Annotated in this window: 18 protein-coding genes; 11 read left to right on the plus strand and 7 right to left on the minus strand. The window is 63.2% G+C overall.

Annotated elements, in window-relative coordinates; all coding sequences use genetic code 11:
- Window positions 1–381 (plus strand): citrate/2-methylcitrate synthase (locus MXAZACID_RS18250; protein ID WP_305803489.1); only part of this gene is annotated, 381 nt, incomplete at its 5' end.
- Window positions 382–516: 135 nt separating this feature from the next.
- On the opposite strand, the gene MXAZACID_RS08265 is transcribed toward MXAZACID_RS18250, so the two are convergent.
- A complete protein-coding gene (locus MXAZACID_RS08265; RefSeq protein ID WP_008493799.1) occupies window positions 517–726 on the minus strand; it encodes a hypothetical protein in 210 nt (69 codons plus the stop codon).
- Between the two features lie 455 nt (window positions 727–1,181).
- On the opposite strand from MXAZACID_RS08265, the gene MXAZACID_RS08270 reads away from it, so the two are divergent.
- The 8 genes from MXAZACID_RS08270 to MXAZACID_RS08305 all read left to right on the plus strand — a co-directional run bounded on the left by MXAZACID_RS08270 (window position 1,182) and on the right by MXAZACID_RS08305 (window position 9,417).
- On the plus strand, window positions 1,182–2,186 hold the full coding sequence (locus MXAZACID_RS08270) for a hydroxyacid dehydrogenase (protein WP_039885116.1): 1,005 nt from the start codon (window positions 1,182–1,184) through the stop codon (window positions 2,184–2,186).
- 57 nt (window positions 2,187–2,243) lie between these two features.
- Window positions 2,244–3,713: an MFS transporter gene (locus tag MXAZACID_RS08275; protein ID WP_240376592.1), complete on the plus strand. Its 1,470-nt coding sequence runs from the start codon at window positions 2,244–2,246 to the stop codon at window positions 3,711–3,713.
- Between the two features lie 15 nt (window positions 3,714–3,728).
- A complete protein-coding gene (locus tag MXAZACID_RS08280; protein WP_039885117.1) occupies window positions 3,729–4,604 on the plus strand; it encodes an amidohydrolase in 876 nt (291 codons plus the stop codon).
- Window positions 4,605–4,631: 27 nt separating this feature from the next.
- On the plus strand, window positions 4,632–5,963 hold the full coding sequence (locus MXAZACID_RS08285; protein ID WP_039885118.1) for an MFS transporter: 1,332 nt from the start codon (window positions 4,632–4,634) through the stop codon (window positions 5,961–5,963).
- 59 nt (window positions 5,964–6,022) lie between these two features.
- Window positions 6,023–6,694, plus strand: coding sequence for an RraA family protein (locus MXAZACID_RS08290; protein ID WP_008493804.1), 672 nt, complete (start codon window positions 6,023–6,025; stop codon window positions 6,692–6,694).
- The gene (locus MXAZACID_RS08295) at window positions 6,691–7,704 is read left to right on the plus strand and encodes an amidohydrolase (RefSeq protein ID WP_008493805.1); all 1,014 of its coding nucleotides are present in this window, start codon (window positions 6,691–6,693) and stop codon (window positions 7,702–7,704) included. The genes MXAZACID_RS08290 and MXAZACID_RS08295 overlap by 4 nt, the downstream gene beginning before the upstream one ends.
- Before the next feature lie 15 nt (window positions 7,705–7,719).
- Window positions 7,720–8,640: an SMP-30/gluconolactonase/LRE family protein gene (locus MXAZACID_RS08300; protein ID WP_008493806.1), complete on the plus strand. Its 921-nt coding sequence runs from the start codon at window positions 7,720–7,722 to the stop codon at window positions 8,638–8,640.
- A gap of 75 nt (window positions 8,641–8,715) precedes the next feature.
- Entirely contained in the window at window positions 8,716–9,417 is a 702-nt protein-coding gene (locus MXAZACID_RS08305; protein ID WP_026440704.1) for an IclR family transcriptional regulator, read from the plus strand.
- Between the two features lie 252 nt (window positions 9,418–9,669).
- Here MXAZACID_RS08305 and MXAZACID_RS08310 read toward each other — a convergent pair whose 3' ends face one another.
- The gene (locus MXAZACID_RS08310) at window positions 9,670–10,728 is read right to left on the minus strand and encodes a sensor domain-containing diguanylate cyclase (protein WP_008493809.1); all 1,059 of its coding nucleotides are present in this window, start codon (window positions 10,726–10,728) and stop codon (window positions 9,670–9,672) included.
- 213 nt (window positions 10,729–10,941) lie between these two features.
- Here MXAZACID_RS08310 and MXAZACID_RS08315 point away from each other — a divergent pair, with 213 nt between their 5' ends.
- A complete protein-coding gene (locus MXAZACID_RS08315; protein ID WP_008493810.1) occupies window positions 10,942–11,157 on the plus strand; it encodes a helix-turn-helix domain-containing protein in 216 nt (71 codons plus the stop codon).
- Window positions 11,158–11,244: 87 nt separating this feature from the next.
- On the opposite strand, the gene MXAZACID_RS08320 is transcribed toward MXAZACID_RS08315, so the two are convergent.
- From MXAZACID_RS08320 to MXAZACID_RS08340, 5 genes are all read right to left on the minus strand, one after another.
- Window positions 11,245–14,349, minus strand: coding sequence for an error-prone DNA polymerase (locus MXAZACID_RS08320; RefSeq protein ID WP_008493811.1), 3,105 nt, complete (start codon window positions 14,347–14,349; stop codon window positions 11,245–11,247).
- Window positions 14,349–15,623 carry a DNA polymerase Y family protein gene (locus MXAZACID_RS08325; RefSeq protein ID WP_008493812.1) on the minus strand — a complete coding sequence of 425 codons (1,275 nt, stop codon included), beginning with the start codon at window positions 15,621–15,623 and terminating at the stop codon, window positions 14,349–14,351. The genes MXAZACID_RS08320 and MXAZACID_RS08325 overlap by 1 nt, the downstream gene beginning before the upstream one ends.
- The gene (locus MXAZACID_RS08330) at window positions 15,577–16,179 is read right to left on the minus strand and encodes a hypothetical protein (protein ID WP_008493814.1); all 603 of its coding nucleotides are present in this window, start codon (window positions 16,177–16,179) and stop codon (window positions 15,577–15,579) included. Before MXAZACID_RS08330 ends, MXAZACID_RS08325 begins: the two co-directional genes overlap by 47 nt.
- Before the next feature lie 824 nt (window positions 16,180–17,003).
- Window positions 17,004–19,553, minus strand: coding sequence for a cation-translocating P-type ATPase (locus MXAZACID_RS08335; RefSeq protein ID WP_008493815.1), 2,550 nt, complete (start codon window positions 19,551–19,553; stop codon window positions 17,004–17,006).
- Window positions 19,547–20,647, minus strand: coding sequence for an AI-2E family transporter (locus MXAZACID_RS08340; RefSeq protein WP_051060283.1), 1,101 nt, complete (start codon window positions 20,645–20,647; stop codon window positions 19,547–19,549). Before MXAZACID_RS08340 ends, MXAZACID_RS08335 begins: the two co-directional genes overlap by 7 nt.
- Window positions 20,648–20,776: 129 nt before the next feature.
- Here MXAZACID_RS08340 and MXAZACID_RS08345 point away from each other — a divergent pair, with 129 nt between their 5' ends.
- Window positions 20,777–21,472 carry a VIT family protein gene (locus MXAZACID_RS08345; RefSeq protein WP_008493817.1) on the plus strand — a complete coding sequence of 232 codons (696 nt, stop codon included), beginning with the start codon at window positions 20,777–20,779 and terminating at the stop codon, window positions 21,470–21,472.
- The last annotated feature ends 100 nt before the right edge of the window (window positions 21,473–21,572 follow it).

Genomic DNA, 21,572 nt, shown 5'->3' on the forward strand with positions numbered 1-21,572 from the left:
GATGAAATCGGTACGAAGATACGCCAGCGATTAGCACGAGGCGATGACATTCCCGGTTTCGGCCATCGATTGTATCCATCTGGAGATGTTCGCGCGGCAGATCTGCTGTCGTCCATGGCGCCCCTCGATCGCGACTGCGAAGAGCTCATGAATCACGGGCAACATCTGACCGGGGCCCGGCCTTCCATAGATCTTGCGCTTGTAGCCCTACGTCGCCAGCTTCGGCTACCGCTCGGAGCTGCTTTCGGTCTCTTTGCCTTGGGCCGTTCTATCGGTTGGATCGCCCACGGTCTCGAACAGCGACGCAATCCCGAAATCATTCGGCCACGCGCGGCTTACACCGGGCTTATACCATCTGCCACTGATCAAGTTTTCGAGTGACTCCGGAAGAAGCATGAACTCCAAGGGGTAAGCGCTATCTTCGCGTGCAGTTTTCCCTAAGCGGAAAATCATGCGGTGATGAAGCTGACCTCGTTTGGCTTGAAATCCTCCAGCACCTTATCTGGCGCATCATTGTCAATGATCACCGACGTCACCTCGGAAAGCGGAATGATACGATAGGGTGATGCGGCCCCCAGCTTTTCGTTCTATGATCTTGCCAATCTTGCGCTCGATCGTGGTCAGGCGGCTCTGGTCATGCGCCCGGTCGGCATTGCTCTCGGCGGCCAGCCGGTTCCACTCGGCGGTGAATTCGGCGACGAACTCCCGTACCGCCTCAGGCTCCATCCTACTTGGAAGTTGGAGCCTCCGGCAAAGCCGGGGCGGTTCATCCAAACCGGCAGCAGCTCATAGACCGGAGGCAACCGCCAAGGTGGCGGAGAGCTGGTACAGTGTAATGCCCAGCCATTGCAGTTGATGCAGCCAGCCAGCCGAAGGCGCTGGAGCGCCACGCCCCACCTCTTCCTCAAGCGCCCCGCTTGCAGCCTTGCGTGCTGCTGCGCTCCCGCGCCGCCAGCGCTTCGCTTGGCACCACCAGGCGGATCCACTAGGCACTGTTATATTTCAGAATGACGTTCTATTTTAATTTGCAACGTCGTTCTGTTTTTGCTTAACTGGCGCCGAGGCTGGCGGGCGAGCGGTGAATGGCGTGCGACGGCCCTCAAAAAAATAGTGGAGGTCTCGGCGGTGAAGCTTGTTTGTACATTCGGCATTAGAATTCCGTTCGCGGCGGCTGCACGCCGATGAGATCCGTGCTTGTGACCGGTCCGGCCCTGAACGAAGCCGCGATGGCGCTGGCTGCCCGCCACAATGTGCGGGTAATAACCATGACACCGTATGCCGCCCCTGATGAAGCCGCTGCCCTCCTGGCGGCGGAGCAGGCTGATGCCGTGATCGTGCGTATGGGCCGCCTCACCGATGCGGCGATCGCCGCATCGTCGCGGTTGAAGATCATCGTGAAGCACGGCGTCGGTGTCGATACAATTGATGTCGACGCCGCCACAAAACGTCAAATTCCCGTGCTGACGGCCCTTGGCGCGAACGCACAATCGGTTGCCGAGCATGCGCTGGCGCTGATGTTCGGCGTATCGCGATCGATCCCGTATTTGGATGGCCGGATCCGCCAGGGGCATTGGGATAAGGCGACAAGTATCGGAACCGAGTTGTTTGGGAAAACGCTCGGTATTGTCGGGCTGGGAATGATTGGCCGCATCCTTCTGTCGCTGGTGCAGCCTTTGCGCATGAAACTGCTGGCGTTCGATCCTAAAATCTCCGCGGATATGAAGGAGACGCTGGATATAACGGGCTTGACGCTCGTGGACGATCTGGACGCGCTCTTGCAACAGAGCGATTATGTGAGCCTGCATTGCCCGCTGACGCCCTCGACCCGAGGCATGATCGGCCCCTCGCAGCTGGCGCTGATGAAGCGGGACGCATTTTTGATCAATACCGCGCGAGGGGAATTGGTTGATATGGCGGCGCTGGCCAGCGCGCTTGCCGAAGGAAAAATTGCCGGCGCCGGCCTCGATACGTTTTCGATCGAGCCGCCGCCGGCCGATAGTGATCTATGGCCGTTGCACAACCTCGTGGTCACGCCGCATGTGGGAGCCAATACGCATGCCGCCGCCGCCCGGGTGGGCTTGATGGCGATGCAGCACGTTCTGGATGCGCTGGATGGAAAAGCCATCGATCCCCGCTTCGCGGTGAATCCCTCCGTACTCAACCTTAAAGCCGTTACTACCGCCTAAAAAGAGCGAGGCATCACCAAGATGCCATCCAAAAAACCCTGATTGGGAGACGTTCATATGAAAACAAAAATAACCGCCGCCGCAGCGATGGCTGGGGTTGGCGTTAATAACCAGACTGGCCGCGGCGGGCGAGATGACGCATCGGCGAGTATCGCGGCGCGGCTTGATCGTTTGCCAGCGTCGCGAACAATCTGGATCATGGTGTGTCTCATCGCCCTGGGCGGCTGGTTTGAATTCTATGACGTATTTTTCATCGGATATGTCGCGCCGGGGATGATCAAGTCTGGCTTGTTCAAGCCGGAATCGCTTGGCATATTATCACATCTGAGCGTGCTTTCCTTCTCTGGTTTCGGCACGTTTGTGTTCGCGACCTTCGCCGGGTTGTGGGTCGGCACGCTGATGGTCAGCCAGTTGCTCGACCGCTTCGGCCGCCGCGCCGTCTTCACCTGGGCGCTCCTCTGGTATCTCGGCTGCAATGCCGTGATGGCGTTCCAGCAGACCGGCTTCGCGCTCGATGTCTGGCGTTTTCTCGGCGGCATCGGCATCGGCATCGAATTTACCACGATCGATACGTACCTCGCGGAATTGATGCCCCGCCATATCCGTGGCCGCGCTTTCGCCGTTCAACAGATGGTGTCGTTTTGCGCGGTTCCCTTTGTCGCGCTGTTATCGTGGCGCCTGGTGCCGCTTTCCCCCTTTGGGTTTGACGGCTGGCGCTGGGTTGTTTTGATCGGAACCGCTGGCGCGGTTGTCGTCTGGTTCATGCGTCTGGGGTTGCCTGAGAGTCCGCGCTGGCTGGCAAAGCATGGGCGGTTCGTGGAAGCGGATCAGATCGTGAGCGGCCTTGAGCGCCGTGTCATGGCCGAAACCGGCCGCGTCCTGCCGCTGCCGTCCGCCGACCTGCAGGACGATAGCGGGAAAGGCAGTTACGGTGAGATGTTCCGAGCACCTTATCTGCGCCGGCTCGTGATGCTCTCACTGTTTAACTTCGCTGGCGCATTCAGCTATTACGGCTTCGCGGCCTGGGTGCCGACGCTGCTTGCGCATCGTGGGATCACCGTTACGCATAGTCTAGAATATGCCTTTATCATCGCCATCGCCAATCCGTTCGGGCCGTTGTTCGGGCTCTTATTCGCCGAACGCTTCGAGCGCAAATGGATCATGTGCGTCGGCCTGGCGGCGATGATGACGTTCATGTTGCTGTTCGCGCAACTTTCCTCGGGAGCAGCGTTGATCGCTTGCGGGGTGCTGTTCACGCTTGCCGCGAATATCCAGGCTTTTGCCAGCCACAGCTATCAGTCGGAGATATTCCCGACCCGGTTCAGAATGCGCGCCGTGGGGTTCGTCTGGTCCTGGCTCCGCCTGTCCTCGGCCTTCTCCGGCTTGATCGTTGGGTATCTTCTCAACTCCGGTGGCGTTCTGTCCGTCGCCGTGCTGATCGGCGGCACGACCTTGCTGCAAATCTTGCTGATCGCCATTTTGGGCCCGAGATCGACGGGGCTGGCGCTTGAAGAGATCAGTCACTGACCGGTGAACCGAAGCATGAATGCGCAGGGTCAGACAATGTTGCTCTGGTCGGGTACGGTGCGCGGACCGGCGATATCCGTACCGGCCGGGGCGACCGATTGTCATCATCATATCTACCAGTCTCGCTATCCCGCGGATCCGATGGCAAGCCTGCCGCATGCGGATGCGAGTCTGGAAGATTATAGGCGGTTGGCAAATTGCCTAGGATTCACGCGGCATATCATTGTTCAGCCGTCTCTCTATGGCATAGATAATCGTTGTATGATGGAGGCGCTCGGCCTTGCCGGGGCCTACGCCAGAGGGGTCGCCGTGATCGACGGATCCGTCCCGCGGCGCGCGCTTATAGAGATGCACGCACGCGGGGTACGCGGCATCCGGATCAATGCGCGCCTGCCGGGACGTGTCGGGCTGGCAAACTTGCAAGAGCTTGCCTGGATAGTCGCTGAATTTGGCTGGCATGTTCAACTCGCCCTGTCGCCCGACCAGCTGGTCGAGATCGCGCCGCTTTGCAGGCGCCTTCCTTGCCAGCTTGTGTTCGATCACATGGCCTATCTGCATGCGCATGGCGGCGCCGGACATAGTGGATTTGGGGTGCTCATTGACCTCATGCAAACAGAGAAAGCCTGGGTGAAATTATCCGGCCCTTATATCGGGCGGCCCTTTGCCGGGCCGGCCTACGAGGATGCGGTCACACTCGGGGCGATGCTCGCGCGCGCGGCGCCAGATCGGCTGCTCTGGGGAACGGACTGGCCCCATCCCACGGTTCAGTCTCCCAAGCCGGATGATGCGGCATGGCTGGACCGGCTGGCTGAGATCGTGCCGAACGACACGGATCGACTCCGTATTCTCGTCGAAAATCCAGCCAAAATGTACGATTTTCAGAAACTTTAAAAACTAAAACATATCGAGGTAGGCCCCATGGACTCGTCCCAAACTGGTAAATTTCATGCCGAGGCGTCGGCGCCAAACACCCTATCCGCCGTGCGTCTCGATCCATGGCGAGTATCCCTGGCGGCCGCTATGGGATCCTTCCTGGAGTATTACGATTTTGGTGTGTACGGGGTCCTGGCGATCTCCCTGGCGCCTTTGTTTTTTCCGGCCGGGGACGCCACGGCGTCTCTGCTTTCGGCGTTGCTGGTTTATGCGTTCGCTTTCGTGGTCAGGCCTATCGGCGCCGTTTTCTTCGGTTGGTTGGGCGACCGCCACGGCCGCAAGAATGCGCTGATTGCCACGATCATTGGCATGGGCCTGACCAGCGCGCTCGTCGGCGTTCTTCCGACTTATGCGCGTATCGGCTCGTTGGCGCCGATCCTTTTGGTGCTGCTCAGAATCGCCCAAGGGTTCTTTGCCGGCGGCGAGGTGAGCGGTGCCGCCACTTATGTTGCGGAATGCGCCCCTGAAGGCCGGCGCGGCTTTTTCGGCTCCATCAATGTGGCGGGTGTTGTCGCCGGCGGTGCCGGCGCGGCGATTACCGCTGCGATTGTGCGCACGATGGTCTCGCACGCCGCGTTGCTCAGCTGGGGCTGGCGGATTCCGTTTTTTCTGTCACTCCCATTGCTGTTTGTTGGCCTTTACGCGCGGCTTCGCCTGGCGGACTCACCGCATTTCCTTGAGGTGGCTGAACGGCACGAGACCGCGAAAGCCCCCTTGCATACGGTGCTGACGCAACATCTTGGCGGCCTCCTGCAGACGATGGGGCTGGCATTTGGCATGACCCTGACGGGTCTTTTCTCCAGCGTGTATTTGTTCATTTATCTTGTGCATGTCGTGAAATTGCCCCTGGCCTGGGCGTCCTGGGTCTTCGCGATTGTCGAGCTCGTCGCGGTAGGCCTGATTCCCCTGGTGGGATGGCTCTCGGATCGCGTCGGCCGCAAGCCGCCCGTGGTGCTGGGTTTTCTGGGTTATCTCGTCATCACACCTCTGAGCATGATCGTGATGCACGACCAAAATCTTGCCCTGGATGCATTCATGCTGTTGTTGCTGGCGGTTCCGCATGCCGCGGTGCAGGGGGCGGCCTACCCGATTTATCCGGAGCTGTTTCCCACCCGCGTGCGCTATACCGGCATGGCCACCGGCTTCAATGTCGCCATCGTCCTGGGCGGCGGCCTGGCGCCCTACATCTCCACGCTGCTCGCCGGCCTCACCGGGGCCTCCTGGGCGCCCAGCCTCTACGTCATGTTCGGTTCAGTGGTTGCGCTCATCACCCTGGCCACGATCCGCGATGTTCGCCGTTCGCCGCTTGCGGACTGAGGCGTCGGAAATTTCAATAACAGTTAGCATTCAATAACAGTTAGCAAAGGAGATATGCCATGCCGATAGGTTTTCGGATTTGTGAACGGACCCGCAAGGTTGATGCGCAGACGGTCGAGGGGTTTCGCGCGCTTCCCGTCGCCAATGTGAGCGACGCGATGAGCCGTATGGCGGCTGGCGGATCGCGGCTTCGCCCGCTTCACGCCGGCGGCGTGCTGGCCGGGCCGGCGATCACGGTGAAGGCCCGGCCCGGGGATAATCTGATGCTGCACAAGGCGCTCGACATGGCGGATCCAGGCGATGTCGTGGTGGTGGATGCCGGCGGCGATCTGACCAACGCGTTGATCGGCGAGTTGATGATCGCGCATGCGCAAACGCGCGGCCTTGCGGGCATCGTGATCAATGGCGCGGTCCGGGATCTCGCGGCGATCCGGGCCGGTACCTTCCCGATTTTTGCCGCAGGTGTCACCCATCGCGGGCCGTACAAGGATGGCCCAGGCGAAATCAATGTAAACATCGCGATCGACGGCATGGTGATCGCGCCGGGCGATCTGATTCTGGGCGATGATGACGGGCTCGTCGTCGTCCCGTTCGAGGAGACGGAAACGGTTTTCGCCGCCGCCAGCGCGAAGCATAAGGCGGAGACCGCGCAAATGGCGCAGATCCGCGGCGGCGGGCAGGACCGAAGCTGGGTCGATGCAACGCTCAAGCGTTTGGGTTGTGCCGTATGACGGACCGGCCGCCGGCCGCATCCTCCCCGCATATTCCGGTCCGGCCGGAATGGCTGGACTTACGCGACGAGTCCCCGCTGCCTTTTGAGGCGCCGATCATCGATGCGCATCATCATTTGTGGGACCGCCCGGGGTCTCGCTACCTCGAAGCGGAATTGCGGGAAGATATCACGCAGGCTGGCGGCGTCGCGGCGACAATCTATGTCCAATGCCGGTCATTTTACGCTGCCGACGGGCCGGAGGCGTTCCGGCCCGTCGCCGAGGTCGCGTTTGCCGCGCAATTGGCGGCGCAGGCGCAAGCGGCGGGCGGCCCGCGCCTCTGTGCCGCCATCGTCGGTGGGGCAGATCTGTGCCTGGGGGACCAGGTGGCGCCGGTTCTGGAGGCCATGCAGCAGGCCGGAGCGGGCCGGTTTCGCGGCATCCGCAACCCGCTCGCCTGGCACCCCGACCCTGCGATCCGCTCCAGCCCCATTCTGCCCCCGCCCGGGCGAATGGCGGACCGGCGGTTTCGTGAGGGGGTGGCATGGCTTGGACGCCTTGGTCTCACCCTCGATATCTGGGCCTATCAGACGCAGCTGGCCGAGGTTTTTTCACTGGCCGCCGCCTTTCCGAATGTTTCGATCGTGCTCGATCATCTCGGCGGCAGGCTGGGCGAGGCGCAGGACCAAAGCTGGCGGGCGGAGCTGCTGGCGCTTTCGCGCTTGCCAAATACCTATCTCAAACTTGGCGGCCTGGGCATGCCCGTGGCGGGGTACCGGTTTCATGAGGCGCCTGTGCCGCCCTCCTCGTTGGTGCTGGCTGAGGCGTGGCGCGCGCCGATCATGGCCTGCATCGAGATGTTTGGGCCCGATCGCTGCATGTTTGAGAGTAATTTTCCAGTGGATAAGGGAATGTTCGGCTATGTCACGCTCTGGAACGCGTTCAAGCATCTTACCGAGCGCTTTACCCGATCCGAGCGGAGCGCCTTGTTTGGCGGCACCGCCTCGCGCGTTTACGATCTTGCGCTTTAACCAGGAGAGCGGATTATGAGCTTCTTCCCGCCGCCTTACCGGACCGAGACCACGGTTTTCACCCGGCTGCCCGACCGCTTTCGCGCCTCCAGGCGTACCGCCTGGAGCGATGCGAACCGGATGGGACAAGAGGTGGATTCCTTTCTAGAAGGCCCGTCCTTCGATCGCGCCGGCTGGCTGTACGTGACGGACATCCCGTTCGGTCGCATTTTTCGTATCTCGCCCGACGGCGAGTGGGAGCTTGTCACCGAATATGATGGCTGGCCCAACGGCCTCAAAATCCACCAGGATGGAAGGTTGTTTGTAACCGACTACAAGCAGGGGTTGGTCGTCGTCGATCCAGCAACCGGCGCGGTCACACCGCTTCTGGAGACGGTGGGCTCGGAGGGGTTCAAAGGGGTCAATGATCTCATATTTGCGGCGAATGGCGATCTCTATTTCACGGATCAGGGCCAGACCGGTTTGCAGGACCCCACCGGCAGGGTCTATCGACTCTCCGCTACCGGGGCGCTGACATGCCTGATCGGCACGATACCAAGCCCCAACGGTATCGTTATCGGGCCGAATATGGATTATCTGCTTGTCGCCGTGACCCGCGCCAACCAGATTTGGCGTATCCCTCTGCTGGCCAGCGGCCTGGTCGCGAAGGTCGGCATATTCTCGCATCTCCATGGCGGCCCAGGCGGCCCGGACGGTCTGGCGCTCGACGAGGAGGGCAATTTGCTGGTCGCCCACACCGGGTTCGGCACGGTCTGGCGCCTCTCGCCACGGGCTGAGCCGCTGGAACGGATCGTCTCCAGCGCCGGCTATTCCACCACCAATCTTGCCTTCGGCGGCTCGGCGCGGCGCGAGCTGTTCATCACGGAATCGCAGACCGGGACGATCTTGAAGGCGGGGCTTGCGGTGCCGGGCCAGCGCTTATACAGCCATAGCTGATGATAATTTTCGGGCGACGTGACGAACCCAAGCGGGCGCCGGAACGGCTGAGCGTCAAGGGCGCGATTGAAGGCGATGGATAAGGATCAGGAGACCGCGGCGGTATCGGGCGTTGCCGCGGCAGACAGGGTGCTGACAATACTGACGGCGTTCCAGAAGGGCGACGGTGCGGTGGAGCTGGCGGAGCTGGCCGCGCGTACCGGGCTCGTCAAAAGCACGATCATGCGTTTGGCGGTGTCGCTCGAACGGTTCGGCCTGGTTGTGCGGCTGCCGGGCGGCCGTTATCGTTTGGGCGCGGAAGCGCTGCGTCTGGGCGCCGTCTACCAGCACTCCCTGGACATCGAACAATTCGTGATGCCGATCCTGGAACGGCTGGTTGCCGGGATAGGTGAGACGGCCTCTTTCTATGTGCCTCATGGCAAGAGCAGACTCTGTCTCTATCGGGTCGACTCGATGCACAGCCTGCGCATGCATGTGCAGCCCGGCGATATCCGGCCGATGGATCAATCCGCGATCTCCCAAGTTTTGCGCGAATATGCGGCGGGGCCCGGCAGCGCGGCCGAACTGGATCCGCCGGTTTACAGCGGCGGCATTACCGACCCCCATACCGCCGCGCTCGCGATGCCGGTCTTCGGGGCGGGGCAGCGTCTTGTCGGCGCGCTCGCGGTATCAGGGCCGATCACGCGGCTGACCGCGGCGCGCGCTACCCAAGTCCGCGATCAGTTGCGCAATGGCGGGCTGGAGCTGACCATGAGTTTGGGCGGCGACCGCAGATAAGCGCGCACGGCGCCTGCTCCCTTTCTGTGGTTTACTCCCCTGGCGGCGCTCTAGCACTACAGTTGCATTTTATTGCGAGTTCTCAATCAATGGGCAACCGTGATACAGGCTCTGATAAGTGGCGATGCATCTGCTGAAGAGACATTGGGGCGTTGGGCGTCATCGCTCCGAGATGTGAAGGGCGCATACGGCCCTTATTCACGCAGTCTCGTATTACGGCGTCGGCGGGTGGTGCTGGCCTCTGGCGGCAGTTTATCGCGAAGGAGAAACCAGATCGCGGGGGAGCAAAGTAACCTGATTGCCGCCCTTGCGCTTGGAGAGATACATCGCCTCATCCGCATGTTTGAGCAAAATCTCCGGTTCCGAAAAATCCAGCGGATAGATGGTGGCGCCGAGGCTGGCGGTTATTTTGTATCGTTCATCGTTGCTATTGCAGCCTTCGAGAACGGCGCCGACGATACGGTTCAGGATCGAAAGAATTTCCTGGGAGGAACGTAGATCCTCCAGGATGACGACAAACTCGTCCCCGCCAAATCGCGCGACCATGTCGATGTCACGGACGATGCTTTGGATCGCGCTGGCCGCCAGGAGCAGCCGTTGATCTCCTGCGGCATGGCCGAGTTCGTCATTGATGATTTTGAAGCCATCCAGATCGATCACGGCGAGCGCCATGAGGGACTGGCTGCGGCAGGCGCGCTTTTGCGCGTTGACGAGGCGCAGCATGAATGTGCGCCGGTTTGGCAAACCTGTCAGCGGATCCGTGAGGGAGAGGGTCTCAAGCTGCGCCTCTAAAGCCTCACGATAGACGGCTGAGCCGGTAAGGGCGGCGAACATCTCGGCAATGGCAAGGCTTGTGGCGTTGGGTGGCGCTGGCTGCCGGTGCAGCCAGGCAATTGCGATGGCGCCGCTGAAGCCGGCCGGGCCAGGCAGTGGCACAACCAGATTGGCGCGCAGCCCCGCCCCCACGAAATCCAGCATGGCATCCGCGCTGTTGGGATAATCAGGCGTAAACAGCGCGCGGCCCGAGGCGAGCGCGCGCCCAACCGTGCCCTGGCTGGCGGAGAAGCTGAATTTGACGATAGGGGTTTGGTTGAGCTGTTCCAGTCCGTGGAACAGTTTGTAGCGTAACTGCCCTGGTTCATCGTAAACGATCAGCGCCACGCCATCGGCGCCGAGGAGCTGGGCCAGGCGCTCAGCGGCCGCGGCGAAGAATTCGGGGAAAGAGAAAATCTTGAGCAAGCCGGTCGTGGCCCGCATGGCCATCTCCCAGCGTTGTATATCATCCCAGGCCGACTGCTCCATATCATGCATTGGCTTATGCCCGTTTCGTTCTACCGATCATCTGTACCGTTCCGGTGGCGTCGTGTGGAGCCGGGGCCGCGCGGAAATCGATGCATTCAAGTAGGATAGGGTGATGATCATTGTTCGGAGAATCCGTCCTCGCACATGTTCTTACCACACTCCGCATGAAATACATATTATAGTTTATAAACTTAAAGTGTGTAAGCGGGCAATGCATGCCGCATGGATATGCGGCAATTGGTGGGACGGAATTTTGCCCGGCTGCGCAAGGCCAGGGGCCTGACGCAGGAAGAGGTTGAAGCGCGTTCGGGTGTCAGCCAGCAATATTTGAGCAGCTTGGAGCGGGGGCGGCGGAATCCGACCGTGATCACGCTATATGAATTGGCGCGGGTGCTCGACGTTACCGTGGGCGATCTGGTGCAGGTGGATGAGGAATGAGCCGCTCGGCGGATCGCCCAGAAGCGCACCCCTTGCGGGTGCGCAACCAGGGGCTTGGCCCCCTTGGTTACCTTATCTCTGCCTGCCTCAATGAAAATCGCGGCTTTTGCCGACAACCCGTTCCTGGCGCGGATGGCCGGGGCGACGGTTCGCGGGCGGGGCGGCATCAGGGCCATCGAGGCCGGTGATCCAGCCGGAGCGGTCGGCCAGGCGTTCGACGGTGATGTGGGTGACACCTTCTTCTGAACGTTGCAGCCGCCCTTCTGCGATGAGCAGCGTGGCGCCGAGGATTTTTTGCCGCAGGCTTTGCACCAGCGATGGCCAGACGATGAGGTTGGCGATGCCGGTCTCGTCCTCAATGGTGATGAACACCGTGCCCTTGGCCGTGCCGGGGCGCTGGCGGACGATCACCACCCCGCCCAGGCGCAGCTTTGTCCCGTTCCGGGCCTGGGTGGTCTGCATGCAGGTCACGGCACCGGCTGCCGCCAGTCTGTCGCGCAGCAGCGCGCAGGGGTGAGCGCGCAAGCTGAGGCCAAGGCTGCGATAATCCGCCACCACTTCCTCGCCTGCACTCATCAAGGGCAGTTCGGCTTGCGGTGCGGCGCATGGGGCGATCAGCGCCGCGCCTGTCTGGCGCACTGCCACCTGCCATAACGCCTCGCGGCGGCCAGAAATCAGGCTGCCCAGTGCGCCGGAAGCGGCTAAAGCTTCCAAAGCGGCTTTGGGCAGGTGCAGCTCTTCGATGCTGGTGAACCGCCGCCCGGCCAGTTGCGTGGCCCAGCCTTGCTGGAACCCGTCTACGAGCCGCAAGCCCAGCCGCAGCGCACCGCCTTCCAATGTGCAGTCCCAGGCGGACGCATTCACATCCACCGGCAACACCTCCACCCCATGCGCGCGGGCGTCGCGGATGATCTGCGCCGGGGCATAGAACCCCATTGGCTGGGCATTGATGAGTGCTGCCGCAAAAGCCGCCGGGTGGTGGCATTTGAGCCAGGCGGAGACATAAACCAGCTTGGCGAAACTCGCCGCATGGCTCTCGGGAAACCCGTAAGAGCCAAACCCCTCGATCTGCCGGAAACAGGCCTCGGCAAAGTTTCGTTCATAACCACGCTCGACCATGCGCCCGACCATCATGGTTTTGAATTTGTCGATGGTGCCGAGATTACGGAAGGTTGCCATGGTCCGGCGCAAGCCGTTGGCTTCCTCGGGCGTGAATTTTGCCGCCACCATGGCGATCTTCATGGCCTGCTCTTGGAACAAGGGCACGCCCATGGTTTTGCCGAGAATCTCTTCCAGTTCATTCGGCTGGCCGCCGGCGCGGGCCGGGTAGCTCACGGCCTCCTTGCCCTGGCGGCGGCGTAAGTAAGGATGCACCATATCCCCTTGGATCGGGCCGGGTCGGACGATGGCGACCTCGATGACGAGGTCGTAGAATGTTTGCGGGCGCAGGCGCGGCAGCATGTTCATTTGTGCCCGGCTTTCCACCTGGAACACGCCGATCGAATCACCTTGGGCCAACATCTCGTAGGTAGCTTTGTCCTCGGGCGGGATATCCGCCAGATCATGGATGCCGAGCAGCGCAAAGCATTTGCGGATGCAGGTAAGCATCCCCAGCGCCAGCACATCCACTTTCATCATTTTCAGCGCGTCGATGTCGTCCTTGTCCCATTCGATGAAGCTGCGGTCCGCCATGGCGGCGGGACCGATGGGTACGCTCTCATCCAGCCGCCCTTTGGTGAGCACGAAACCGCCAACATGCTGGGAGAGATGACGCGGCAGCCCCACCAGATCGCGCGCGATGATCAGCGCGCGTTTGAGGCGCGGCTCCTCCGGATCCAGCCCGGCCTCGCGCAGCGTATCCGCCCCCCATAACTCGTCGCCGGGATTCCAGGTCTGGGCCGCCAATATCGCGGCGGTGGCGTCGGGCAGGCCCAGCACCTTCGCCACCTCGCGGATGGCCGAGCGCGGGCGGTAATGAATCACCGTGGCGGCGATGGCGGCGCGGTGGCGGCCATAACGGGTGTAGAGGTACTGGATGACCTCCTCGCGCCGCTCATGCTCGAAATCCACATCGATATCTGGCGGATCGCCCCGCTCGGCGGAGACGAAACGCTCGAACAGCAGGTCGCTCTCGGCAGGGTCCACGGCGGTGATGCCGAGCGCGTAGCACACCGCCGAATTGGCCGCCGAGCCGCGCCCCTGGCAGAGAATTTTATGCACGCGCGCATGGCGCACGATGTCATGCACGGTGAGGAAATAGCGCGCATAGGCCAGCTGGGCGATGACGGAGAGTTCCTTGTCCAGCAAGCTTTGTACTTTCCGCGGCACGCCAGCGGGGTAACGCCAAGTGGCACCTTCCTGCACCAGATTGGCCAGATGCTCATCCGGTGTCAGCCCCGGCGGCACCGGCTCATCCGGGTATTCATAGGAAATCTGGTCCAGCGAGAAATGCAGCCGGTGCAAAATCTCCTGCTGGCGGCTGAGCGCTTCTGGGAATTTGCGGAACAGCCGGGTCATCTCCGCCGGGGATTTGAGATGCCGCTCGCCATGCGGTTCCAGCAAAAGCCCGCCCTGCTCGATGGTGCGGCCATGGCGGATGCAGCGCAGCACATCCTGCAACTCCCGGATGGCGGGGCTGTGATAGAGCACGTCATTCGCCGCGACGAGATGTAGGCCGTTGGCTTGCGCGAGATTTTGCAGGGCGGTGAGCCGCGCCAGATCATCCGGCGCGTAACGGCGCAATGCCGCGACATAAAGCTGCCCGCGCAATTTGGCGGAGGCCAGGCGCAGCCAGGCGGTGAACGCATCATCCAGTATTGGCGGCGGCACCGCGATGAAAATCTGCCCCTCGGCATGGGCCACAACATCTTCAAACCGGAGCCGGCATTCGCCCTTGGGCGCGCGGGCTTTGCCCAGGCTCAACAACCGGCAGAGCCGCGCCCAGGCGGCACGGTCAGAGGGGTAGCAGACCAGATCCGGCGCATCCTCCAGCACCAGCCGGCTGCCCGCCAGCAGGCGTAGCCCCGCCGCCTTCGCCGCCACATAAGCGCGCACCACCCCGGCCACTGTGTTGCGATCGGCAATGCCGATGGCGCCATGCCCCAGCGCTTGCGCCTGCTCCACCAGGCTTTGCGGATGCGAGGCCCCTTCCAAGAAGGAGAAGGCGCTCTGGCAGAGCAGCTCCGCATACATCAGGCGAACAGCCCGTGCAGATACCAGCGCGGTACGGCTACGCCCTCATGCAGCCCGGCGCGGAACAGCCAGAAGCGGGCCGCTTCCATATCTTCCACCTGATAATAATCCCGAATCTTCTCCGCCTCCGGCCGGGTGGGGTCATGCGGGTGCGCCCACCAATCCCGCGCGATGCGCTCCGGCCCTGTCGCCCAGCGCAGCCGGTGGGTTTTACCGTCCCAGGTGAATTGCACCGGCGGGTCATCCGGCACCGGGGCGATGGCGGTGATAAGCACAGGCGGGTTCAGTAAACGCAGCGGGCGGGGGTGATGCGGCTTGGGCCACGCCACGGGTTGGGCCTTCACGGTCACCCGCTCCGTGGCGAATTCGGGGATATGCGAGGCATGCGGCGCCACGCGCCAGATGCGGGTGGAACCCAGACGGTTGAGCAGCGTGTTCAGGGGGCGGGCATAATCCGGGGGTTTGGCGCCCATATCCTGTTGCACCAGGGCCAGCGGTTCGGTGAGTGGGGCCTCCAGGGCAACCGCCTCGATGCCAAAGCCTGGATCGATCTCCTGCGCCAGTTTTTCGATCAGCAATTTGGCGATTTGCGCTTCATCCCGGCAGGGGGCGGCAAAGGCGAGGTGGATCGCCGGGCAGGCGCGATCCACCCGGTAAAACCGGGCGGTGAGTGCGGTTGCGCCCAGTGTGGCCGCGGTCAGGCGCGCGCAGAGCCGGGCCGCCAGCTTGGTCAGCGCCGCCTGTAACTGTGCGGGCAGCCATAACGGTTCCATAAACGGCTCCGCTTCGCGCCATTCCGGCGGCGCGGTGATGAAGCGGATGACCTCCGGCGCCTCACCCAGCGCCTGGGCCAGGCGTAAGGCGGGCGCTTGCCCATAGCCCGCCACCAGCCCGGCCCGTGGCAGCCGCGCGAGCTGCCCGATGGTGCGAATGCCGATGCGGCGCAGCCGGGCGATGGGTTCCGGTGCAAGCCGCAGGGCTGCCAGTGGCAGGAGCAAAATATCAGGGCTGCCCGGCTTGCCGTAGCGCGCCAGCCCCCAGGCGGCGGCGGCGGTATCCGCGACCGCCATGCGGGCATTGGGGAGCCGTGCCGCCAGCCGGGCTAGCAGCCCGGTCTCCCCGCCAAACAGATGCGCGCAGCCGGCAATGTCCAGCATCACCCCGTCTGGCGGATCAAGCGCGGTGAGCGGTGTAAAAGCCTGGCACCACAGCGCCAGGGCGGCCAGATCATCCGGCCCGGCGCAGGCCAGGGAGAGAAAGCGGCGCTTCTGCATCCCATCCCTCCTTCAGCGCAAACAGATATGTCCCCGGCATGGCGCCCTTGGCGTAGAGCAGCTCCGCCCGCAACGCCGGGGCATGGGGGCTGCCTGGGGCCGGATGCACCATCCAGCGCGAGGCAAAGGCGGTGGAATCCTCCCGCGTTTGGGCGGCGGCGTGGCGCAGCACCAGCCCCAACCCGCCGCCTTGCTTTGCCGCCAAAGCCAAACGTTTGGCCGCCAACCGCGACAGAGCTTCGCACGCCACGACCCCCGCCATGCCGCCGCGCAAAGCCACTTCCGCCGCACCCAGGGCTTCGGCATCGTCCCTCGCCTGGGCAAACAGGCAACAGGCCGGATCAACCCCCGCCCAGGCCAGCCCTGGCGGGTACCAGTCCGGCACAGTGCTTACCCACAGAACAGGCCGTGGCCCCCAGACCAGTCCCAGCAGCAACGCCGCCAGCCCCGCATGTGCCGCCGTTCCCGCCGGCGCGCGCAGCTCATGCACCGCCGGGCAGGCGTGCAGAAATGCCGGAAAGGCGGGGGCAATAGCGAGGTGAGAGATAGAGAACATAACAAGAACACTGAATCCACAACTCAGCCGAAGAGTCGAGTCAGGATTTGTGCGTCTGTACCATGACAGAAGCCGGCCTCTGCCTGATGAAAAGTGAATCGCCCGGCGGACTCCAGGAGCGCAGATCTCGCGGGCGGGCAAGTAGGGGCTTCGGCCATGCAATGGGAGTTTGGCCCCCCCCTTCAGGCGGCGAAAAATGCGTGTAAGGTGCGCTTAGTCATAGAATTCACAATTGATCGCGATTTCAGTCAAAGAGGCCGACAGTTTGCCCGGCGCCCAGATCGAACAGGAAGGCGCGCCCCGGCTCCTTTACTTCCGGCGTGATGAAAGCTCCGTTTGTATACTGCAGATCAGAAAGACCTGCGGCTGCACGCGGGATCTACAAGCTGAACGCATTTTCCCGGGGCGGACTAATTGAACGACCATGAGATGTATGGCGATGGGTTATTCTCGCGAATGTGATAGGCGGGAGAAATGGGAGTACCGGCCCCTGAAGCAGAGGTGCCTCACTCATACCGAATCGCTCGGCGAGATAAATATCTGAAACTATTTGCTTCATCTTAACTCCTCGCTCTGACATGCCTCACAGAGGTTGCCTTGCGGTTCTATCTGTTGCGCGCCGCGACAACATGTCACTGTAGCGCTCGTGCATCCACATAATATCAAGGATTGCGTATAGCCCAGTGTGATTGCTGAAGCTCCAGAGCGAGAGGGGTTTCCACCCAGGCATCTTTTATGTTTTCTCAAGCAATTTCGCGTGTTTATCTTAACACGCTCGCATCAAGATAAACAGATATCGCTCCAGCCGCCTGCAATGGCGCGCATCAGCCTCGGCGCCATCTCTGCCACGAACCGAGGGCCGCCATGTTCACAGCGAGGCAGGCACCAGCAGCGAAAATCGCGACGGCGAGATCGCGCGCGCTGAGCGGTGAAAAGCCGAATAAATGGCGCAGTTGCGGTACCGTGATAACAGCGCCCAAGGCAGCGACGGCAACCGCCGTGACAATCCCCAGCGCGGGGTTCGGCCGGCGCAGTGCCGCAAGCCCCCTGGCGCCGAGCATCCTGTTGCTCACCACAAGGCCAAGATTTCCCGCCACCAACGTGATGAACGCCATGGCGCGGCCGGCGCTCTCTCCGGCCGCGCCTTGTGCGCCGAGCAGGAAGACGAGCAATGACGCCGCCAAAACCACGACGCCTTGCAGCAGCCCCCCGATGAGCAAGGCCAGGTTGAACAAGGGCGCGCCCGGCCGGCGCGGCGAGCGGGACATGCTGTCGGTGTCGTCCTGTTCCGCTTCAAAGACAATCGATGAAGCCGGATCGATGATCATTTCCAGGAAGACAACATGCACGGGCCCAAGCATCAGCGGCCAGCCCAGCAGCACGGGAATGAGGGACATGCCGGCAATCGGCACATGCACGGCGAGGATATAGGAAAAGGCGCGGCGCAGATTGGCGTCGATCCGCCGGCCAAGGCGGATGGCGGCCACCAGCGAGGTGAAATCATCATCCAGCAACACCAGCGAGGCGGCCTCGCGCGCCACATCCGTACCGCGCCCGCCCATGGCGACACCGATATGAGCGGCCTTCAGCGAGGGGGCGTCGTTCACGCCGTCGCCGGTCATGGCGACGATCTCACCATTGGCCGCGAAAGCCTGCACCAGGCGCAATTTCTGCTCCGGCATCACGCGCGCGAAAACCCGGGTCTGCGCCACCGCTTTGCGCAAGGCGGCGTCGTTCAGCCCCGCTATGTCCTTGCCGGTGAGCACGCGGCCGGTCTCAATGCCGGCCTGAGCGGCGATGGCCAGGGCTGTCGCCGGATGGTCGCCGGTAATCATCGCCATGCTGATGCCAGCCGTCCGGCAGGCCGCAACGGCTTGCGCCACGCCGGGACGCAGCGGGTCGGCAAGGCCGGCCAGGCCAAGGAAGGTGAACTCAAAATCATGCTGGGTCTCTGGCCAGCCTGGTTTGGCGTGAAACCCCTTGGCCACGGCCAACACGCGCAGACCGGCCGCCGCCATCTGCGCGACATCGCGGCGCAGCGCTTCCAGCTCGGCTTCGTTCATATGACAAAGATCCGCGATGGCCTCCGGCGCCCCCTTGGCGGCGATGACATGGGCGCCCTCGGCGCCGCCGCGCCAGCCTTGCGACATTGCCAGCATGTCCGGCTGCAACGGGTAGCTATGCACAAGACTCCAATCGGTGTGCAGATGTTCCGTGTTGGCGAGCCCCTGCTGCCCGAGCCGGTGGAACGCCCGCTCCATCGGGTCGAACGGGTCCGGCCGGCTGGCCAGGATAGAAAATTCCACTACCTCATGGAAGGCTTCCGGCAGTGTCGCCGTGGCCTCGTTCACCTGCAAAATTTCCCCTCCCACGGCCAGACACGCCACCGACATGCGGTTTTGCGTCAGCGTGCCGGTCTTGTCCGTGCAGAGCAGCGTCGCCGTGCCCAACGCCTCAATGGCGGCGGCGCGGCGCGCCAGCACGTGCTGGCGCGCCATGCGCCAGGCCCCCAGCACCAGAAAGATGGTGAGAACGAGCGGGAATTCCTCCGGCAGCGTGGCCATGGCCAGGGTGATGCCGGCCAGCACCGCCTGCAGCCATTGCCCGTGCAGCAGCCCGTAGGCCAGAGCCAGCAGTGCCGAGGCGCCGATGCCGACCGCCGCGAACAACCAGACCAACCGGCGCATCTGCACCTGCAAGGGCGGCGGGGCAGAGTCCACGCTGCTCAGCGAATGGCCGATGCGGCCAATGGCGGTGCGTGGTCCGGTGGCGGTGACGCGCGCAATGCCACTGCCGCCGGTGATCAGGCTGCCTGCCCAGACGAAAGGCGAATCTTCGCCCCCCGGCGTGGCGTCTGCTAAGGGTGGCGTGCCAACGAGCTTGCGGACGGGAACAGATTCGCCGGTGAGCAAGGCCTCATCCGCCTGGAGGGCGGCAGCGTCCAGCAACACGGCGTCCGCCGGCACGCGCTCGCCTTCCGCCAGCCCGATGAGATCATCCACGACGAGCTGACGGGCCGGGATGCGGATTTTTTCTCCATCGCGCCATACCTGCGCGTGCGGGCTGGCGAGTTCGCGCAGGGCCGCCAGCGCTGATTCCGTGCGGGCTTCCTGGACAACGACCATGACGACATTGAGCACGGCGAAGCCGAGCAGGATCAGCGCTTCGGCGAGACTGCCCAGGAGCAGATAGATGAGCCCCGCCGCGAGCAGCAATTGCAGCATCGGTTCGCGCACCGCATCCCACGCGATGCGCGGCAAATGGCGGCGCTGGTCTTGCGGGAGCTCATTCGGCCCATCCTGGCGCAGGCGCGCCTCGGCTTGTGCTGTTGTCAGGCCATCGGGGGGCGTGGAGGTGCCGGCGGCGCCTAGCATGGGCCAGACACTTCCGGCACGGGAAGACTGCCCGCGCGCCGCGGCGGCGGCGCGCCGAGGATGGTTTCGACATAGAGGATTTCGACGATGACCAGCACCAGCAGCATGAGCGGCGTGGCCAGCAGCACCGCCGAGATGCCAAAGAGAATGCTGAAGCCGACCGTGGAGAGCAGCGAAAGCACTGGCGGCAGCGCGGTGGCCTCGGCCTGCACCAAAGGCGTGATGAAATTGCCTTCGATGAAATGCACCCCGGCATACATGGCGATGACCCAGAGCGCATCGAGCGGCGATTGGGTGAGGGCGACAAGCGTTGCCGGCACCGCCGCCATCACCGCGCCGAAATAGGGGATGAAGGTGAGCAGCCCGCCAACCAGCCCCAGGGCAACCGGCGCCTCGATGCCCAGCGCCCACAGGCCGAGGCCGGACAAGATGCCGATCGTCAGCATCACGATGAATTGCCCCAGCAGCCAGCGCAGCAAGAGCTGCCCCGTCTGCTCGTACAGCCTTGCCGCGACCGCGCGCCGTCCCGGCGGCACCAGGCGGAGGAGCAGGCGCCGATAGAGGTCCGGCTGCGCCGCCAGATAGATGGCCACCAGAAAGACCAGAATGGCGTAGCCGGCCGTCGTCACCGTGGATTGCACGATGATCGCGGCAGCGCGGCCGGCCATTCCGGTGACGTCGGCCGGGGCAATGCCGCGCGCCTGCGTCAGGATGTACGGGCCGTAAGGCTGCTGGCGCAGCCAGTCGAGCGCGATTTTGCTGCCCAGGGGAACCTGGCGGGCCAGCTCGCCGAATTGTCCGGCCGCGACGGTGCCAAAGAAGCTCAGCGCCGCCGCGAGCGCCACGAGGAAAACAAGCACAGCCACGGCCAACCCGCCGGCCGGGCCGATCCTGGTCCATTTGCCGATCCCGCAGGCGGCCCGGCGCAGACCGATGGCGATGAGAACCGCGCCAAACAGCAACAGCCCAAGATCGGCCAGTCGCCACGCCGCTACCGCCAGCGCCGCAAACAGGGCAACGATGAGGACCCGCTTGGCGAAACTGGCAAGCCCGCCATCGCCTGCCATCCGGCTGTTATCATGTGCCTGGTCCAATGGACGCACCTCACGATATGACCCGCGGCAGCAATGGCATGCGCGGGCTATCCATCGCCTTGATTTAGCGCAACATGGGTTCGCGGCGTCGCGCTTATGCTGTGGTCGCAAATGGCGTAGGGTCTCAACATGCAAAAGGTTCACACGGAAAACCACCTGATCGAGCGGACCGGCTGGCTGCGCGCCGCGGTGCTGGGCGCCAATGATGGCATCATCTCGACCGCGAGCCTGATACTCGGTGTCGTCTCCGCTGGCGGCGGGCGTCACGAGGCGCTGGTGGCGGGTGTGGCGGGGCTGGTGGCCGGCGCCATGGCGATGGCGGCGGGCGAGTATGTTTCCGTCAGCTCCCAGGCCGATACGGAAGATGCCGCCTTGGCCAAGGAACGTCACGAGCTCGCCACGGACCACGCATCCGAGCTGGCGGAGCTCGCGCATATCTATGAACAGCGCGGCGTGGACGTGGCGCTGGCGCAAGAGGTGGCCCGCCAGCTCATGGCGCATGACGCGCTGGGCGCCCATGCCAGGGACGAGCTGGGCCTCTCCGAACATACCAGCGCCAATCCCATCCAGGCGGCTTTGGCGTCGGCGCTGACCTTCTCGGCTGGCGCGGCCGTCCCGCTCATTCTCGCGGCCGCCATCGCGCTGCCATGGCTGATGGGGGGCATTGGCCTCGGCGCGCTGCTGTGCCTTGCCGTTCTCGGTGCCATCGGCGCCAAGGCTGGTGGCGCGCCGGTGCTCAAACCGGCGCTGCGCGTCACCTTCTGGGGCATTCTGGCGATGGCGGCGACCGTCGGGATCGGCAAGCTGTTCGGCACGCTAGCCTAGCAGTTTGCTGAAAAACTCCTGGCGGCCGGGATTATGATGTGATTCACTTTGGCTGGCAGGTTTTGTGAGGCGTGGGGTGCGGGGTTCTTTTCGAGATCAG

The organism is Acidocella sp. MX-AZ02 (assembly GCF_000306035.1).
Classification (GTDB): Bacteria; Pseudomonadota; Alphaproteobacteria; order Acetobacterales; family Acetobacteraceae; genus Acidocella; species Acidocella facilis.

Bases quoted from the DNA above. Each gene is read 5' to 3' on its own strand.
- MXAZACID_RS08330 (WP_008493814.1), bottom strand. From the start codon at position 16,179: ATGTTCTCTATCTCTCACCTCGCTATTGCCCCCGCCTTTCCGGCATTT.
- MXAZACID_RS08275 (WP_240376592.1), top strand. From the start codon at position 2,244: ATGAAAACAAAAATAACCGCCGCCGCAGCGATGGCTGGGGTTGGCGTT.
- MXAZACID_RS08335 (WP_008493815.1), bottom strand. From the start codon at position 19,553: ATGCTAGGCGCCGCCGGCACCTCCACGCCCCCCGATGGCCTGACAACA.
- MXAZACID_RS08270 (WP_039885116.1), top strand. From the start codon at position 1,182: ATGAGATCCGTGCTTGTGACCGGTCCGGCCCTGAACGAAGCCGCGATG.
- MXAZACID_RS08325 (WP_008493812.1), bottom strand. From the start codon at position 15,623: ATGCAGAAGCGCCGCTTTCTCTCCCTGGCCTGCGCCGGGCCGGATGAT.
- MXAZACID_RS08305 (WP_026440704.1), top strand. From the start codon at position 8,716: ATGGATAAGGATCAGGAGACCGCGGCGGTATCGGGCGTTGCCGCGGCA.
- MXAZACID_RS08265 (WP_008493799.1), bottom strand. From the start codon at position 726: ATGGAGCCTGAGGCGGTACGGGAGTTCGTCGCCGAATTCACCGCCGAG.
- MXAZACID_RS08295 (WP_008493805.1), top strand. From the start codon at position 6,691: ATGACGGACCGGCCGCCGGCCGCATCCTCCCCGCATATTCCGGTCCGG.
- MXAZACID_RS08320 (WP_008493811.1), bottom strand. From the start codon at position 14,349: ATGTATGCGGAGCTGCTCTGCCAGAGCGCCTTCTCCTTCTTGGAAGGG.
- MXAZACID_RS08300 (WP_008493806.1), top strand. From the start codon at position 7,720: ATGAGCTTCTTCCCGCCGCCTTACCGGACCGAGACCACGGTTTTCACC.
- MXAZACID_RS08290 (WP_008493804.1), top strand. From the start codon at position 6,023: ATGCCGATAGGTTTTCGGATTTGTGAACGGACCCGCAAGGTTGATGCG.
- MXAZACID_RS08285 (WP_039885118.1), top strand. From the start codon at position 4,632: ATGGACTCGTCCCAAACTGGTAAATTTCATGCCGAGGCGTCGGCGCCA.
- MXAZACID_RS08310 (WP_008493809.1), bottom strand. From the start codon at position 10,728: ATGCATGATATGGAGCAGTCGGCCTGGGATGATATACAACGCTGGGAG.
- MXAZACID_RS08280 (WP_039885117.1), top strand. From the start codon at position 3,729: ATGAATGCGCAGGGTCAGACAATGTTGCTCTGGTCGGGTACGGTGCGC.
- MXAZACID_RS08345 (WP_008493817.1), top strand. From the start codon at position 20,777: ATGCAAAAGGTTCACACGGAAAACCACCTGATCGAGCGGACCGGCTGG.
- MXAZACID_RS08315 (WP_008493810.1), top strand. From the start codon at position 10,942: ATGGATATGCGGCAATTGGTGGGACGGAATTTTGCCCGGCTGCGCAAG.